Origin of the sequence: Sphingorhabdus contaminans, assembly GCF_007280415.1 — a bacterium.
Lineage (GTDB): Bacteria > Pseudomonadota > Alphaproteobacteria > Sphingomonadales > Sphingomonadaceae > Sphingorhabdus_B > Sphingorhabdus_B contaminans.
Genome location: NZ_VKKU01000001.1, coordinates 345,247 through 361,874, shown reverse-complemented (window position 1 = coordinate 361,874; position 16,628 = coordinate 345,247). Strand labels below are relative to the sequence as shown.

At 58.3% G+C, this 16,628-nt stretch carries 15 protein-coding genes; 4 read left to right on the top strand and 11 right to left on the bottom strand.

Going from position 1 to position 16,628, the window contains the following annotated elements; all coding sequences use genetic code 11:
- Nucleotides 1–44: 44 nt before the first annotated feature.
- Genes FOM92_RS01885 through maiA form a run of 3 tightly spaced genes read right to left on the bottom strand, consistent with a single transcriptional unit; the run spans nucleotide 45 to nucleotide 3,264 of the window.
- On the bottom strand, nucleotides 45–497 hold the full coding sequence (locus tag FOM92_RS01885) for a MarR family winged helix-turn-helix transcriptional regulator (RefSeq protein ID WP_143775079.1): 453 nt from the start codon (nucleotides 495–497) through the stop codon (nucleotides 45–47).
- Nucleotides 497–2,632 (bottom strand): TonB-dependent receptor, encoded by a 2,136-nt coding sequence (locus tag FOM92_RS01880; RefSeq protein ID WP_246087119.1) that lies wholly within the window; start codon nucleotides 2,630–2,632, stop codon nucleotides 497–499. The genes FOM92_RS01885 and FOM92_RS01880 overlap by 1 nt, the downstream gene beginning before the upstream one ends.
- Entirely contained in the window at nucleotides 2,629–3,264 is a 636-nt protein-coding gene (gene maiA / locus FOM92_RS01875; RefSeq protein ID WP_143775078.1) for a maleylacetoacetate isomerase, read from the bottom strand. Before maiA ends, FOM92_RS01880 begins: the two co-directional genes overlap by 4 nt.
- 93 nt (nucleotides 3,265–3,357) lie before the next feature.
- Here maiA and FOM92_RS01870 point away from each other — a divergent pair, with 93 nt between their 5' ends.
- Nucleotides 3,358–3,780: a DUF2147 domain-containing protein gene (locus FOM92_RS01870; RefSeq protein ID WP_143775077.1), complete on the top strand. Its 423-nt coding sequence runs from the start codon at nucleotides 3,358–3,360 to the stop codon at nucleotides 3,778–3,780.
- Here the strand turns inward: FOM92_RS01870 and FOM92_RS01865 are convergent.
- Together FOM92_RS01865 and FOM92_RS01860 are read right to left on the bottom strand one after the other, a co-directional pair.
- Nucleotides 3,725–3,988 carry a hypothetical protein gene (locus FOM92_RS01865; protein ID WP_143775076.1) on the bottom strand — a complete coding sequence of 88 codons (264 nt, stop codon included), beginning with the start codon at nucleotides 3,986–3,988 and terminating at the stop codon, nucleotides 3,725–3,727. The two genes, FOM92_RS01870 and FOM92_RS01865, sit on opposite strands and share 56 nt — an antisense overlap.
- Nucleotides 3,989–4,033: 45 nt before the next feature.
- Nucleotides 4,034–4,813, bottom strand: coding sequence for an ABC transporter permease (locus FOM92_RS01860; RefSeq protein WP_246087203.1), 780 nt, complete (start codon nucleotides 4,811–4,813; stop codon nucleotides 4,034–4,036).
- A 169-nt stretch (nucleotides 4,814–4,982) separates the two neighbouring features.
- Between FOM92_RS01860 and FOM92_RS01855 the strand changes: the two genes are divergently transcribed.
- A complete protein-coding gene (locus FOM92_RS01855) occupies nucleotides 4,983–5,645 on the top strand; it encodes a GcrA family cell cycle regulator (protein ID WP_143775074.1) in 663 nt (220 codons plus the stop codon).
- A gap of 69 nt (nucleotides 5,646–5,714) precedes the next feature.
- Here the strand turns inward: FOM92_RS01855 and FOM92_RS01850 are convergent, their stop codons facing one another.
- Both FOM92_RS01850 and FOM92_RS01845 read right to left on the bottom strand, forming a co-directional pair.
- A complete protein-coding gene (locus FOM92_RS01850) occupies nucleotides 5,715–9,305 on the bottom strand; it encodes an ABC transporter permease/M1 family aminopeptidase (RefSeq protein WP_143775073.1) in 3,591 nt (1,196 codons plus the stop codon).
- A 12-nt stretch (nucleotides 9,306–9,317) separates the two neighbouring features.
- A complete protein-coding gene (locus FOM92_RS01845) occupies nucleotides 9,318–10,193 on the bottom strand; it encodes an ABC transporter ATP-binding protein (protein WP_143775072.1) in 876 nt (291 codons plus the stop codon).
- A gap of 160 nt (nucleotides 10,194–10,353) precedes the next feature.
- On the opposite strand from FOM92_RS01845, the gene parE reads away from it, so the two are divergent.
- Both parE and FOM92_RS01835 read left to right on the top strand, forming a co-directional pair.
- Complete coding sequence (parE, locus tag FOM92_RS01840) at nucleotides 10,354–12,342, top strand: DNA topoisomerase IV subunit B (protein ID WP_143775071.1); 1,989 nt, start codon at nucleotides 10,354–10,356, stop codon at nucleotides 12,340–12,342.
- 40 nt (nucleotides 12,343–12,382) lie between these two features.
- Entirely contained in the window at nucleotides 12,383–13,681 is a 1,299-nt protein-coding gene (locus FOM92_RS01835; RefSeq protein ID WP_170226768.1) for a serine hydrolase, read from the top strand.
- Here FOM92_RS01835 and FOM92_RS01830 read toward each other — a convergent pair.
- From FOM92_RS01830 to FOM92_RS01815, 4 genes are read right to left on the bottom strand one after another with little or no spacing between them, the layout of a single operon-like run.
- Nucleotides 13,678–14,214, bottom strand: a complete 537-nt coding sequence (locus FOM92_RS01830) for a GNAT family N-acetyltransferase (protein ID WP_143775069.1) — start codon at nucleotides 14,212–14,214, stop codon at nucleotides 13,678–13,680. The genes FOM92_RS01835 and FOM92_RS01830 overlap by 4 nt on opposite strands.
- A complete protein-coding gene (locus tag FOM92_RS01825) occupies nucleotides 14,211–15,002 on the bottom strand; it encodes a LysR family transcriptional regulator (RefSeq protein ID WP_143775068.1) in 792 nt (263 codons plus the stop codon). Before FOM92_RS01825 ends, FOM92_RS01830 begins: the two co-directional genes overlap by 4 nt.
- Nucleotides 14,999–15,409: a Co2+/Mg2+ efflux protein ApaG gene (gene apaG, locus FOM92_RS01820; RefSeq protein ID WP_143775067.1), complete on the bottom strand. Its 411-nt coding sequence runs from the start codon at nucleotides 15,407–15,409 to the stop codon at nucleotides 14,999–15,001. The genes FOM92_RS01825 and apaG overlap by 4 nt, the downstream gene beginning before the upstream one ends.
- The gene (locus FOM92_RS01815) at nucleotides 15,406–16,614 is read right to left on the bottom strand and encodes a trans-sulfuration enzyme family protein (RefSeq protein ID WP_143775066.1); all 1,209 of its coding nucleotides are present in this window, start codon (nucleotides 16,612–16,614) and stop codon (nucleotides 15,406–15,408) included. Before FOM92_RS01815 ends, apaG begins: the two co-directional genes overlap by 4 nt.
- Nucleotides 16,615–16,628: the final 14 nt, after the last annotated feature.

Here is a 16,628-nt window from a genome sequence, read left to right as displayed (position 1 = left end):
TCCGAAACTAGTAACAAATGAAACCAATTTTGAAAAGAACTAACTTAGCCCAGTTCGGCGACACGGGCCCGCAACTGGGCGAGCATTTTCTCCAGCGCCTGCGCCTCCCCGCTGCCCAGTATCTTTTCGAGTTCCGCCTCGACCGAAAGTGCGAGCGGAACGATCTGGTCGTAAAGTTCGCGGCCCGTGGCGGTCAGTGCAAGGTGGTGGGACCGGCCATCGGCAACATTGGGCGCCCGTCCGATGAGCATACGGTCCTCCAATGCTTTGGAGGCGCGGTTGACGGTGACCTTGTCCATCGCGGTGGCCGCGACAAGCTCGCGCTGGGTCGCCGAAGGCACCTCCCCCAGCACGGCCATCAATCGCCATTCCGGGATTTTCAGGGCAAAGCGGCCACGATAGGCCCGGGAGATCAGGTCACTGACCGCGTTCGACGTGATCGAAAGCTGGTACGGAAGAAACTCGGCAAGTTTCAGTTGCTGCTTTGCCCTGGCCATCAAAATTCCACCGCTATCCCGGCCCAAATGGTTCGTGGTGTTGCCCTCTCAATCACACCGTCACTCCCGATGGCCGCCTCGACGCGTCTATCAAACAGATTTTCGCCGCGCAGTTCAAGCCTGAGCTTATCCAACAGGCGATAGCTGAACCCGGCATCGACGGTCAGCGCATCGTCCAGTCCGCGGCTGTTGATGTCATCTTCAAACTGCCCGCCAACATAGCGCACATCAAACTCGGCCCGGAACGCGTCTGCGTCATAGGCGACGCTCGCCGACGCGAAATGGCGGGGCACCTGTGCCGGGCGCAGGCCATCCAGCAGCGCAGCCGTTCCCGACGCGTCGACCTCAGCATCGACATAGGCATAGCGCGCGCCAAAGGCATAGGGTCCGGACCGGTAATCGAATTCCAGTTCGACACCCTTGCTGGCAATGGCGTCCAGATTCTGACGTTGCCGGTATACGCCACCTGCTGCGACAAAGCCGACGCCGGGGAAATTGCCGGGGCCGATTCCCAGCCCGACATTGGCAATGGCGTTTTTCAGCCGGTTCGCAAAGGCCGTGGCGCGAAGGCTAAGCGCGTCGGTTTCGAGATCCGCACCGATTTCCACACCCTGCACCCTTTCAGGCGTGAGCAATTCGTTGGCAGCGGTCGCATCCGCGCCCACGCGGAACGGGCGGTACAGCTCGTTCAGGGTCGGCAAGCGCCAGCCCGCATAGGCCGCGCCGCGCAGCTTCACACTGTCGTTCACGAACAGGGCAATGCTCCCCCTGCCCGTTCCTTCCCAGCCCGAACGGTCCGCGAACACATCATCGGAGCGCACGGTGCCGCCGATATTCACTTCCTTGCGGAAACCATTGGTGATTTTCCAGCGGTCGGCATGCCCGCCAAGGGTCAGGGTCAGGTTATCGTTGGGCGTGTAACTGCCCTCGGCAAAGAACCCTATGGTATCGCTCTGGCCACCGGCACGGCGGCTGCGGCCCGGGACCAGTCCTGTGAAAAAGAAATTCTCATTCGTCTCCCCCGACGTCCGTCGCCAGTCACTGCCAAGGCGGAGTTCGACCTTGTCGCCCAAAGGCGGACGCACCTCGATCCGTGCGCCAAGCCCGGTCGAAGGCACGGAATATTGGTCCAGCGTCAGCGCAACGCTGTTCCGCCCGGCCGCAATGGCGCCAAAGCGATTGGCAAAATCGCGGATCTGGACATAGCCCAGCGCGCTCCATTGCCAGCCTGCCATCGTCCGGTTCACAAGACGGAGGCTGGCATCGACGCCTTTATTCTGGCTATCGGAAAAATCAAAACCGCGATCCCGGTCGTCGGTGAATGCGCGCATATTGGCCTGCAGTTCGGTATTGTCCGAAACCGGCGCGACGGCGCGCAGGGCAAGTCCGGCCTGTTCATAAGGTGCCGCACGATCGACGGCGCCGCGCTGCCCTTTCACAACCGGAACAAAACCATCACCGCGGGCGTAGCTTCCGGAAAGCGAAATACTTCCGGCGCCCAGTTTACGCAGGACTGACGCCTTGGCATCGACGCTATCGCGGCTGCCATAGGCCAGGCGGCCGGAGAGCAGGTCACGATATTGCAGGCTGTCCAGCTCAACAACGCCGCCAAGCGCGCCCGCGCCGGACGTCACCTGCCCTGCCCCCCTGCGGACGGTGATGCGCGCCAGATTGAGCGCATCATAACCGGGCCAGCTGACCCACCCGCCAAAGGGATCGGCCTGCGGCACATCGTCCAGAAGCAGCAGGACACGCGAGGACGCATTTCCGCCCAGTCCGCGCAGGGTAATCCCCTGGCTTGTCGGATTGGCGGTGCGTGCATCCGATCGCCGGAATTGCTGCAAACCCGCGGCCTGTTGCAGTGCCGTTTCCAGCCGTGCGCCCGGATGGTCGGCGACATCAATGCGCGTCACGGGATAGGCAGAATCGGACCGGGGATCGGCCAGGGTCCCGACAACAAGGATGTCCGCATCTGTTAGCGCGGTAATCGCAACGGGCAGTTGCATGTCGATGGCAGGACGACAGCCGTAATGTGCCTGATCATTTTCATCCCGCACCGGCAGTTGGCAATCCTGCGCCCATAGCGGTGTCGCCGCCATCCACAGCGGTAGGCCGAAAAGCAATGCGCGCTTCATGCGTCGGGATTAACCGCATCCGGATGCGCCGCGACAAATGCCGGCATCTGGGTCAATGCCGCATCGATCCGCACCAATCGCGGAAAGGCGTCGAGCGGCGTTGCGAAGCGCCGGGCATTGGCCATTTGCGGAACAAGGCACACATCCGCAAGGTTCGGCAAATCGCCGCCAAAAAGTCCGTCCGCCGGGGCCATCGCCTCCAGCGCGGTAAAGCCTTCGATGATCCAGTGACGGTACCAGTCATCAATCGCGTCCTGATTATGGCCCAGCTCGTCCTTCAGATATTTGAGTATGCGCAGGTTGTTTACCGGATGAATATCCGCAGCGATGATGAGTGCCTGCGCCAATGTCTTCGCCCTGTCCGCCGGATTGGACGAGACCATGGCCGGATCGGGATAATGCGCGTCGAGATAATCGATGATGGCGAGACTTTGGGTCAGGTCGTGCCCGTCAATGCGCAACATGGGCACAAAACCCTGCGGATTGCGGGCGACATATTCGGGCGCCTTATGCTGTCCTTCCAGCAGGCTGGTCGGAACCGAAGTGTAGCGGACACCCTTGAGGTTCAGGGCGATGCGAACACGGTAGCTGGCAGAAGACCGCCAGTAATCGAAGAGGATGATTTCTGTCATGGAAATCGGGTTAGCATGATGTCTTCAAAAGGCAAAAACATTGCGGCAACAGGATTGGACGTTATGGTAAGCGCACCAGTTCGAGGAGAGTTTATGGTATCCCCCAAATTATCTGCAGCATTGATTGCCTTGGGTTTTCTTTCGGTTTCAGCCCAGGCAGCAGCGCCGGTCACCGGCCGCTGGACGACACAAAGCAAAGACGGCGTGGTCGAAATTTACGAATGCGGGGCGACGATCTGCGGTAAACTTGCCAAGTTCCTCGTTCCCCCGCCTAATGGCGTGGGACAGAAGGATGTGAACAATCCGAACAAGGCACTTCGCAGCCGCACATTGCTGGGCATGAACATTCTGACCGGATTCAAAGAGGCCGGTGATGAATGGAAAGGCCAGATTTACGACCCCAAATCCGGCAAAACATACCGGTCGATTATTTACAAGGGCAAGTCCGGCAATCTTGTGGTCAAGGGATGTATCGGCCCCTTCTGTCAGGCGCAGACATGGACGCCGGCACGGTGAACTGATCGGGACCGCTGGCCCGGAACAGGCGCATATGGCGCTTGAACTGGTCCGGCTGTTCCCGCCAATATCCAAGCTGATAGAGTTCAACCAGCGACTGCCGGAGCAATTCGCGCGCCGCGCTAATTTCGGTGGCGGTTCCGAATGCCAGAATAGACGTCAGCCTTTCGCAACGATGTTGCAGCTTTACCAGTGCAGCCTTTATCATTTTGCCCCCTTTATCAGAGGTTAAACGGCGCGAAGCCCGCAGAGTTTAGGCGCGCAATTTCCAACCGGAACGCAGCAAGAGATAGCATAAAATCGCAAGCACCAGGTTGATCCCCAGCAACAGCAATGCCCCGAATTCTACCGGGCTGTCCGCGCTGCCGATAAAGCCATAGCGGAAACCGGAAATTGCGTAGAAAAAGGGATTGGCGTGGCTGATCGCCTGAAAGGTGGGGGCCAATTTGTCGACGGAATAGAAGGTTCCGGACAAAAGCGCAGCGGGCGCAACAACGAAATTCGTAATCGCGGCAGCATGATCGAACTTCTCCGCCCAGATTGACGTCATCACACCAATCAGCGCGAGGAGCGTTGAACCCATAAGGCCGAACCACAGTACCGCCCAGAAATGTGCGGGAGTTACATTTACTCCGGGCCAAAGCGCCATGGCCAACCATATGGTGCCACCCACAAGGAAGGCGCGCGTCACGGCCGCAGCCGTTAGCGCCGCCAGCACTTCGGCATTGGATAAGGGGGGCATCAGATAATCGACAATCGTACCCTGGATTTTCCCGACCAGAAGCGAAAAGCTCGAATTCGCAAATGCATTTTGCATCATGCCCATGATGATAAGGCCCGGCGCGATGAAGTCGGCGAAGGAAACGCCGAGCACCGTAGGCTTCACGGTACCCAGGGCGACTGTAAAGATAATCAGGTATAATAGTGTGGTGATTGCAGGTGCCCAGATCGTCTGCAGTTGCACTTTGAAAAACCGGCGCACCTCTTTCATGTAGAGTGTCTTCAGGCCGATCCAGTTGACATGGCGGATCATGCGGACACCGTCGGGCAGTTGAACGATCGGCGTCGAGTCCCTATCTGGGCCTTGTGCGGTTTTTTGGTGGATACTCATCGCGCAATCGACTATCGGCTTGCAGCTTGAACCGCAAGGCGCAATTGCGCCTGAGAAGCGGCAATTTATTTTAGAATTTGGGAAAGCACTTATGTCCTGGACTGACCAGCGGATCGACCAATTGAAGAACCTTTGGGAAAAAGGGCTCACCGCGAGTCAGATCGCCGACGAATTGGGCGGCGTATCGCGTAACGCGGTTATCGGCAAAGCGCACCGACTGGGCCTGAAATCACGCCCATCTCCGGTCAAGGCCAATGAGCCCGAAAAGAAGGCAGCCCCCAAAAAGGCGGCGCCTGTTAAGCCTGCGGCAGTTGCTGCGGCCAAGCCCCGCACGGCGCCTTCGGCACCGGCACCACGTGCCGCCGATCCTGCCCCTGCCTCGGGCGAAGCCGCTCCGGAACGTGCAGCGTCGGCCATGCCGCGTATCGTTTCCATTGGCCCGGGCGGGTTCATGCGTCAGGGACCGGGCGACCAGCAGGCACCTATCCCGCCTGCTCCGCCACGCCGTCTGGTACCTGCAAAGCCAAGCCCCGAAATGGCCGACAAGACTTCGCTGCTCGATTTGAACGAGCGCGTCTGCCGTTGGCCGCTGGGTCACCCCGGTGAAGCGGATTTCCATTTCTGTGGAGAGCCTGTGAACCCCGGCTTCCCCTATTGCGTTGAGCATTGCGGACGTGCCTATCAGGCGCAACTGCCGCGCGGCGTTCGTCGCCCGCCCCCGCCCATGCCTTTCGGCGGCCCCCGGGTTCGCTAACAGTAACGCAAAGGGCGGCCTCAACGGGCCGCCCTTTTTCGTTTAGGGTCAGGACCGAAGCGTCAGGACCTAGCTGGTGACATCGATCACATTATCGTCCGAATTACGGTCGACGTAGAAGTTATAGGGATCGATCCCTGCGAAGGCCGGTTTGCGCTTCGACGTTATGACCACAATCTGCTTGCCGTCTTTGACAGGCTTGCGATCAATCGAAATCACATCCTTTGCACCAAAGGCACCGATACCTGGCTTCGCACCAAACAAGCCAATCTCGATATTCTCGCCAAGTGCAGCCAGCGTCTCGGTCCCTTTGCTGTTGGCGTAATATTTGTTGGCCTCAAGCGTGATGCTGGTCTTCCACAGGCCATCCGGACCTTTGGTCGATTTCGCCTCTTTTGCCTTCAGATCATAAACCGCGATGCGTTCAAACAGGTCGGTAATCAGCGCCTGCTGCTCGCTGGTTTTTGCTTCCTTCCGCAATTCGGCAATCAGGTCCACCGACCGGTGAAATGGTGCCGGTTTGAATTTCCATGCTTCCACAAAACGGCGCAGGGCACGGTTGACCGCGTCTTCACCCAGTCTTTCCTGCAACAGGTAGAAGACGATCGAACCCTTGCGATAATGGACATAGGGCTGGTTTTCGACGCGATAAAGTGGTTGCTCCCCAATGGGATCGCCTTTTCGCCCTGCCAGATATTGGTCGAGTTCATATTTCAGGAATCTGCGGATCTTGTCCGGCCCGTAGATTTTTTTCATGACCATCAATGCAGAATATTGCGCCAGTGTTTCGCTGGTTAAGGTCTGCCCCTGCACATCGGCACCGATTACCTGATGCGCCCAATATTGGTGCCCCAATTCATGCGCGGTAATATAGGTGACATAGTCAATCGCATCCGGGTCCGAAACATCGGCCGCAAAACCGACACTTTCGGAATAGGGCATCGTTCCGGCAAATGCTTGGGCGAAGCTTTGATATCCCGGAAATTCGATGATACGGGCATAGTCAAACTGATAAGGACCGAAATTGGCCTGATAATAATCCAGCCCTGTTTCCAGCGCCGCAATCATCTTCGGAACATTCCATTCATGGCGCGGGTCATGATAGATGGTCAGCAACACGCCTTTATGGTTCTTTTCGGTCAACTTGTAGCGGGCCGACTGGATCGACAGAAAGTTGTGAATAGGCGCGGAGCTCACGAAATGGGCTGTCCTGCGGCCATTCTTGCTCTCGTCCGACAGCTTTTTGCCGGGTGCGATCGGCACCTGATCGGCGTCGGTTGTCACCCGGATGTCGGACATGACCCAGTCTGTGCGGACATAATTTTCCCGCGTCGCCGCGATATCTTCAAGCCTTGCCATCCGCAATTCGGCGGGCAATCCCTGACGACGGCGCTGGGTCCGGTCCTGCAAAACGCCTTGGCGGCTCATGCCCACAATCGGCGCAAATTCGAAATTGTTGACGAATGTGCCATTCAGATTCACCGACGTATCCGGCGGACCATTGCGGAAACCGCGATGGTGGATACGGGACTGAAAATCGAGCCTCGTCTCTTCACCCGGCTGCAACGGCCGGTCGAAACGGAAGATGCGATAGCCAAATTTCTTGTCGTCCTGCACCAGTTTGGCACCTGCCAGGGCCAGTTTCGGGAATGCAGCATCGCGATTACCCTGCCGGATATGGACTTCGGCAATCGGCCTGTCGGTTTCATTGCGCATCAGATAGCGGCCCGTTACCTCCATCAGGCGGTCCTTGGGAAAAATCTGCGCATCCAGCGTTACGGATTTCACGACAGGTCGCGGCAAATTCTCGTATTTCAGATATTTTTTCTCATAATCCGCCTGATACTTCTCTGCCTCATCGCTCGTTTCATAGCGGTTGAGGACTTTGAAATTCTGCCATGCATAGGCACCTGTCACGACCATTGCAGCGGTACTGGCACCGATCAGGGCCAACGGTGCACCGCGCAATCCGGGACGGATTCTCCGGATGCGGTTGCGCCATCTTGTGTCGGTCCCACGGGGCCAGATCAAATGCGCGATCACCAATAATATGACCCCGAAAGCCAGCCAGTAGCCGCGCAGCACCCACGCACCATAACCGAAGCCACCATCGCCGTTCATATCGCTGAGCGGCACGGGCGGGTTCCCGCCATAGGTGTAGAGTGCGTTGCTATAGCCCATATTGCGCAGGAAGACGCCCGATATGAACCAGAGCAGAAACAGCCCCCATCCCACATATTTGTTGGGACTGACCGCCTGCAAAAACACGGCCAGAATTGCGACCATCAGCATTTCCGCAGTCGACGGCAGGATGAACCAGACCACATAGTTGGCAATGCCGAATTCTTCGACACCCTTGATCAGCTGGAATACCAGCCCGGTGGCCATCGCCACGGCGTTTATGCTCAACAGGATCAGGAAGATTGCAACGACCTTGGGAATGGTCATGACCCAGTTGGCGGTCGGGGTGGAATCGACGATCTCGTTGATCTTCACATCCCGTTCGCGCCACACCAGTTCGCCACCGTAGAACACCGCGATGATCAGCAGGAAAATCGTGAAGCCGTCGATGATGTTCGTAATGATATCCGCCCCAATGGGGTGCGAGGCCGTGCCATAAACCGTCTGGGTAAGCCACAATCCGGCTATCGTATTGATCAACGCGATCAGCATCAGCACGATCAGGCCCGGGCTTTGCAGGACTTGCAGCACCTCCATTTTCAGGCGGACCAGGAATTGGGCGCGTGTAGCGGCCCCGCCATAGCTGCGGTTCACTAAAGGGGCGGCAACAATATGTGCAACATCACCCACCTCGCCCGCCTTTTGCCGTGCGAGCTTCTTCAATTTGCGCTTGGATGGCGCGCGCTCTTCCATTGAGAAACGCCAATAGGTGAGCGCAAGCAACACGGCGGAAAGCACCAGTACCAGCACACGGTTGAACAGAAGCTGGTCCTGGAACGGCAGCAATTTGCTGTTCATGTCGGACGCTGTCCAATAGCGAGTTGCCTCGGACAAGGCGCCGAAACCCAAGGGTTCGTAACGGGCGAGCAAATCCTGATATTCGACTTTCGATCCCAATACCGTTGTCGCAATCAGATAGCCCATGAAGAATATCACAACGCCGATATAGCTCCAGAGCATCGACCGCGTGATGGTGGCCAGGCCAAACAGCAGGCTGCACATCAGCAGGATATTGGGCACCGCCAGAATGAGGTAGGGCCACAGATAATAAGCGGGGTTGTTCGGCCCAACGGTTTCCGGATCCACCCAGGGCATGAATACGCCGACCAGCATGCCCGCAGGAACGGCAAAATATCCCAGCAGCGCGATCCCGAGACCGCCGAGATAGCGGCCCAGCACATAGTTGGACTTGCCAATGGACGTGGCCTTTATGATCGGCCCGAAGCCGGTTGAGTCATCGCGTACAACCGCGTTCGCCACAAAAGATGTGATAACGAACAGGTAGAATAGCGATGCCAGTGCAATCATCGACGCGATTGCGTGGGGCGCATTTTCATGCACGGTCCCCGGCGAACCGATGCTGACATTGTCACTGGCGGTAACGCCAAAGCCCAGCAGAAAGAAGAGCAGCAGCGAAACCCAGAAAACCGGGTTGCGCAGTTGGTAACGCAATTCGAAGCGTGCGACGTCAAACAGCATGTTTCACACCCCTCAAGCGGCGCGACGCAGATCGGCCAGGGTTGTGAAATACACATCCTCCAGCCCCGCTTCGACATCGTCAAATCCGGCTGGCTTCGCATCGGCGAGGATGTGGATAATGGTCCGGCCGGCGAAAAGCCGCGTGGATATGACCTGATATTGCTGCTGGTGCGCTTCCAGTTCGTCGCGGCCGATCGTCTTTTTCCAGATACGCCCCTTGGTCTGCGCAATCAGGTCAAGCGGCGCGCCTTCCAGTTGCACACGGCCACCGGCGAGGACGGCCATGCGGGGACACAGGTCGGCCACATCGTCAACAATATGGGTTGAAAGGATGATCACAACATTCTCGCTGATCCCGGCGAGCAGGTTCAGGAACCGGTTCCGTTCCTCAGGATCAAGGCCCGCCGTCGGTTCATCCACGATGATAAGTTCAGGCGAACCGATCAGCGCCTGGGCTATGCCGAAGCGCTGCCGCATACCGCCTGAAAATCCGGCGATAAACTGGTTGCGATGGTTCCACAAATTGGTCTGGTTCAGCAAGGTTTCGACAACTGCCTTGCGCTCGCCCTTGCTCGACACGCCTTTGAGTACGGCCATATGGTCCAGCATGTTGAACGCCGTCACGCGCGGATAGACGCCGAAATCCTGCGGAAGATAGCCAAGCCGTTTCCGCAGTTCCCCGGGATTTTGCAGGATATCCAGGTCGCCAAATTTGATCGAACCGCTGGTAGGTGTCTGCAATGTCGCGATTGTGCGCATGAGGGTCGACTTGCCCGCGCCATTCGGGCCAAGCAGGCCATACATTCCCCTGGGAATGGAAAGGTTCACCGCATCCAGTGCCCTCGTTCCATTTGCGTAGACATGACTTACCCCTGAAATTTCAAGCATGGACGCCCCCTCTGTGTTGTCGAGATAACACACTATCCAGACAGCCTAACGCAAATATCGACTTTCGACAAAAACATCGTCCTTATCGACCAAAAACTTTCCTGTGGGCAAATTGATACGGTGCTTGCACGGGTGACTCTGCGCAGCCTATATCGACGGCATGAGTGATGACCTTTTTGGTGGCAGCGCCGCAGCGACCGCCGCTTCCAACGAATATGATGCTTCCGCGATCGAGGTGCTGGAAGGTCTGGAGCCTGTAAGGCGCCGGCCCGGCATGTATATTGGCGGCGTCGACGAACGTGCGCTTCACCATCTTGCGTCGGAAGTTCTGGACAATTCGATGGACGAGGCTGTTGCCGGTCACGCCAACCGGATCGAAGTACATCTGGGCGTTGGCAACCGGTTGACGATTACCGACAATGGTCGCGGCATTCCCGTTGATCCCCATCCCAAATTCCCGGACAAATCCGCGCTCGAGGTCATCCTGACCACGCTCCATTCGGGCGGTAAATTTTCGGACAAGGCCTATGCGACATCGGGCGGTTTGCACGGCGTCGGCGTGTCGGTCGTAAACGCACTGTCAACCGACACGGTCATTGAAGTTGCGCGCAACAAGCAATTGTACCGCCAGCGCTTTGCGCGGGGCTTGCCCCTCGGCCCGCTGGAAGAGCTTGGCCCGACACCAAATCGCCGCGGCACGACCACGGCCTTCACCCCCGATCCCGAGATTTTCGGGCAGGACGCCAAGTTCAAGCCCGCGCGGCTCTTCCGCTTGGCACGATCCAAGGCCTATTTGTTCGCAGGCGTCGAAATCCGCTGGCGCTGCGATCCCGAACTGGCAAGCGCCGATGTACCCGCCGAGGCGGTATTCCAGTTTCCGGGCGGTCTGTCCGATCATCTGCGTGAGCAACTGGGTTCGCGCGCCTGCGCCACCACCGACTTCTTTGCCGGAACGCAGGATTTCCCCGACAGCCAAGGCCGCGTCGAATGGGCAATATCCTGGCCCCTCTATTCCGACGGTGCCTATAGCTGGTACTGCAACACCATCCCCACGCCGGATGGCGGCACGCATGAAGCTGGTGTTCGAGCCGCGCTCACCAAGGGCTTGCGCGCTTTTGGTGAACTGGTCGGCCAGAAAAAGGCCGCGCAGATTACGGCCGAGGATATTTTCAACGAAGCCGAGCTGATGCTGTCGGTCTTCATCCGGAACCCCCAGTTCCAGAGCCAGACGAAAGACCGGCTGACCTCGCCCGAGGCAACCCGTCTGGTCGAAAACGCAATCCGCGACCATTTCGACCATTTCCTGACGGACAATATGGAACGCGGCAAAGCCCTAATGGGCTTCATTCTGGAAAAGGTAGACGACCGCCTGCGCCGCAAGGCAGAGCGGGAGGTCAAGCGCAAGACCGCCACATCCGGCCGAAAGGTACGTCTGCCCGGCAAATTGACCGATTGCGCCTCGGACGATCCGACCGGGACCGAATTGTTCATCGTCGAAGGCGACAGCGCCGGCGGCAGCGCCAAACAGGCGCGGGACCGCAAGACCCAGGCGATCTTGCCGATTCGGGGTAAGATCCTGAACGTGGCATCCGCCACGTCCGACAAAATTCGCGCCAATAATGAAATCGCCGACCTGCAACTCGCGCTGGGATGCGGCGTGCGGAAGGACTGCAACCCCGATAATCTGCGTTATGAACGCATCATCATCATGACCGACGCCGATGTCGACGGGGCGCATATCGCGACCTTGCTGATGACATTTTTCTTTCAGGAAATGCCCGAAATCGTGAAGGCGGGGCATCTCTATCTCGCACGCCCACCGCTCTATCGCCTGACCCATGGCAGTCAGAGCGTATATGCCGCCGACGACGCCCATCGCGCCGAGCTGGAGGCAACGGTTTTCAAAAACAAAAAGGTCGAAGTCGGCCGTTTCAAAGGTCTGGGCGAGATGAACCCCAACCAGTTGCGCGAAACGACGATGGACCCGAAAACCCGGTCGCTCATTCGCATTACGCTGCCGCACGAATATGAACGACGCGCGGCGGTAACCGATCTGGTCGACCGCCTGATGGGCAAGAATCCGGAGCACCGGTTCAACTTCATTCAGGACAATGCGGCCCAGCTTGATGAGGAGGCGATTGACGCCTGACAACATCTGGTGCCCCGCGCACCAGAAGAGGAGAGAATGCATGAAAAGATGGATGCTCCTGCTTGCGCTCGCGGCTGTTCAAAGCCCGCCGCTTTACGCACAAACTCCGGCGAAGGCCGTGGCCACACCCGCCAAGCCGATGGACCTGCGCATTGAACAACTGCCTGCGGTTCTTGCAGGGTCGCTGGCCTATGATGAGTTTTTCGCGCCCAGTTTTTTGGCGGTCGTTCCGGCGACCCAGCTCAAGCTGTTATCGGACCAGTTCATTGCCCAGCATGGCAAACCGCTAAAGGTCATCTCGGTCGAACCGCAGGGGCCAAATAGCGCAACGATCAAAATCGAATATGAAAAGGCGATAGCCACCGCGCAAATCTCGGTTGAACCGTCCGCACCCAACAAGGTCGTCGGTTTGCTGATCACCGGGTTCGATATGAAGGGGGACAGTCCCGCAAAAATCGATGCTGCCTTTGCCGAATTGCCCGGAAAGGCGGGCTATCTGGTCGAAAAAATCGGTGCGGACGGACGCAGGACCCAGATTGCGGGACGGGCCACCGGACAGCAATTTGCGATTGCCTCGACCTTTAAGCTGTATGTGCTGGCCGAACTTGCCTCCCAAGTGCAGGCGGGCCGCCGCAGTTGGTCGGACGTCGTTCCCATCCTCGCAAACAGCCATTCGTCCAGTGCCACGGTCAACTGGCCCCGCACCACTCCCGTCACGCTTCAGACGCTTGCGACGTGGATGATATCGGTGAGTGACAATGCCTCAACAGATGCGCTCATGCGGGTTCTTGGCCGGGATGCGGTCGAACGAAAGCTGGCGACCATCGGACACAGCGATCCCGACAAGGCATTGCCCATGCTGAATACGGTCGAGGCATTTGCCTTGAAGAGCAACGCGGAGTTGCGCACCCGTTTCCAGAAAGCAAATGAGGCGGAACAGCGCAACATACTCGACAAGGAAGCCGCGTCGCTTGGCTTCGATAAGGTAGATCTGGTAAATCTGGGTTCGGGTCCGGTTGCCATCGACAGCATCGAATGGTTCGCCTCCCCTTCCGACATTGCCAATCTGCTTGGCAATATCCGCCAGACCGGAAGCCAGACCGCACTCGACGTCATGGCCGTGAACAAAGGCGTCGCTCCTGCTTCGGCCAATAAGTGGCAATATCTCGGCTATAAGGGCGGTTCCGAACCCGGAGTCATCTCCATGAGTTTCCTTGCCCAGTCGAAAGCCGGTGACTGGTATGTCATCACCGGAAGCTGGAATGACACAACAAAGGAAGTGCAGAATGACGCTTTTGCGGCGTTAATGGCGCGGCTGCTGGACAGCGTGGCAGGCTAACCCGTCGAGGAACGCCACTCGGATTGAAGCAAGCCAAAAATCAGGCTGTCTCGGACACCGATATGGGTTTCCCATTCGGCGCGCAGATGCCCTTCCTGCCGGAAACCGAGCTTGCGCAGCAAAGCTATCGAACCGTTATTTTCCGGATCGGTATCGGCCATGACCCGGCGCAGCTTTAACGTCCGAAACGCAAAATCGAGCGCTGCCGAAATTGCCTCTGTCGCAAGCCCCTGCCCCCAAAATTCGCGGGCCAGAATATATCCAAGCTCAAAATTGCCTGTCCGGCGGGGGATCAGAATGACCCAGCCCAACGCCTTTTCACCTGTAAAGGTGATTGCCCAGCAATGGTGGCCGCAATCCGGATCGGCGTTCCATTGCAGATATTCCCGCGTTTCATCCTCATGCCGATGGGGACCGCTCGACCAATAATGCATGACCGTGTCGTCCGACAAAATGGGGAACAGGGCCGCTGCGTCATCCAGAACCAGCTGGCGCAGAACCAACCTTTCGGTACGCAAAGTGGGCGCGGTCATTCCGTCAGTGCTTCGACCAGCGCCTTGACCTTTTTCTGACGCCATTGGGGCAATGGTGCGACCAGCCAATAGGCAAGACGGCTTTCTTTGGCATTGTCCAATGCCTTCACGCGCCCGGCGGCCAGATCGGCTTCTGCCAAAAGATGGGGGACATTGGCCCTGCCAAGGCCGATGGCGGCTGCGTCTATGGCAAGTCCGGCATCGGCAAGACGAAGCGCAGGCAGCCCGTCAGCCACGGGGCAATGCGGCCAGCTAATGGGTGTGTCCGCGCCGCCTTCGGGCGCGCCAACGGTCACAAAGGCGCCCTCGGCAAGCCGCACGCCTTCATGTTCGCCGGGTCCTTCGGTCAGCCGGATTGCGAGATCGAGATTCGCCTCGGTAAAGTCGATATCTTCGTCCGCCGAAATCAGGGTGAAGCGCGTATCCGGATTGGCCTGCCCGAATTTTGCCAGCCTTGATGCAAGCCACTTTGCCGTAAAGTCGCGCGGGGCGGCAATCGTCAGGGAATTGGATGACTGCCCCGCCTGCATGGCGCGCACGGCGTCTTCGAACATCAGAAAACCCTGACGCAAAGCCTCCAGCCCGGCCGTGCCTTCACCGGTCAGTTCCAAACCCTTGGGCGTGCGCCGGAACAGAACGACGCCGAGCATATCTTCCAATGCGCGGATTTGCTGGCCCACGGCGGCGGGCGTCACAGCGAGCTCGTCCGCGGCCTTCGTAAAACTCAAATGCCGCGCGGCCGCGTCGAGGACGCGCAGACCATTGAGCGGCAAATGCGTCCGTTTCATCGCGCCGTCGCCGGTGCCAATAGTTGGAAACGCGGGATTTCGGCGAGAAATGTGCTGCCATCGGCACGGATGAAGCGGTACTGCCCCTCCATCATCCCGCTGGGCGTCCCCAGTGGACAGCCGGACACATAGTCATGGCTGTCGCCGGGATTGAGCAGCGGTTGTTCGCCAACCACCCCGTCGCCATCGACATGGTTCACCATTGCGCGGCCATCGGTGATTTTCCAATGACGGGTCAGCAGTTGCACCGGCTCGTCACCATGGTTTTCGATCCGGATATGGTAGGACCAGAACCACCGCCCCTGCGCAGGCTGGGACTGTTCGTTGAGATAATTGGGCGCAACACGCACTGTAATGCCGTTGGTCGTCGCACTGACGGTAAAGAAGGAATCGAGAATATTGCTCATAGACCAGCCACCTTTAATGCCTGATCCAGATCGTCGATCAGATCCTGCGGATCTTCCAGCCCGACATTGATACGGAGCATACCTTCGCCAACCCCCATTGCTTCGCGGCCTTCCGGCCCCATGCCATGATGCGTGGACGATGCCGGATGGCACATCAGGCTGCGGGCATCGCCGATATTGTTCGAAATATCGATCAATTGCAGCGCGTTCAACAACTGGTGCGCCTGCTTGCGCCCGCCATCCAGAATGAAGGAAAAGATCGGTCCGCATGCCTTCATCTGGCTCATTGCCAGATTGTGTTGCGGATGGCTGGCAAGACCGGGGTGGAGGATCGTAGGCACACGCCCTTCCATAAATTTGCCGACCTTCAGCGCGTTCTCCGACTGCCGCATGGCGCGCAGTTCCAGCGTCTCCAGCCCCTTGTGCACCACCCAGGCATTGAAGGGGGACAGGTTCGGACCGGTATTGCGCTGAAACGGTAACAGCACCTCATCGATCCATTTCTGCGTCCCGCACACGGCACCGGCGAGCACACGGCCCTGCCCGTCCATCAATTTGGTTGCGCTGTAGGCAACGACATCCGCGCCATAATCCATCGGGCGTTGCAGCACACTTGTGGCAAAGGCGTTATCGACAACGGTCGTGATGCCATGTTCTTTCGCCAGCCCGCAGACATAGGCCATGTCGACGATATCCATCGTCGGATTTGCCGGCGTTTCAAAGAAGAAAACCTTGGTATTGGGCTGGATGGCGGCCTTCCACGCATCATTGTCGCGGCTGTCGATGGTGGTTGTGGTAATCCCCCATTTGGGCAGCAGATTATCGGTCAGCCAGCGGCAAGACCCAAAGGCCGCCCGCGCCGCCACAACATGGTCCCCCTGCTCCAACTGGCAAAGCAGCGCCGTCGTCATAGCCGCCATGCCTGTCGCCTGCGCACGGCAGGCTTCTGCACCTTCCATCAGGGCGATGCGTTCTTCCAGCATCTGCACGGTCGGGTTTTGGAGGCGCGAATAGGTCATGCCCTCGGCTTCACCGGCAAAGCGCGCCGCGACGGTCTCGGCATCGTCATAGGTAAAGCCGGACGACAGAAACAGGGCTTCCGACGTTTCGCCATGTTCGCTGCGCCATGTGCCGCCACGGATAGCCTGGGTGGCGGGGCGCCATTTGGAGGTCAGCGAACGGTCAAGGCCTGTTGTTTTCTTCATAGCCGGTCTTTGCC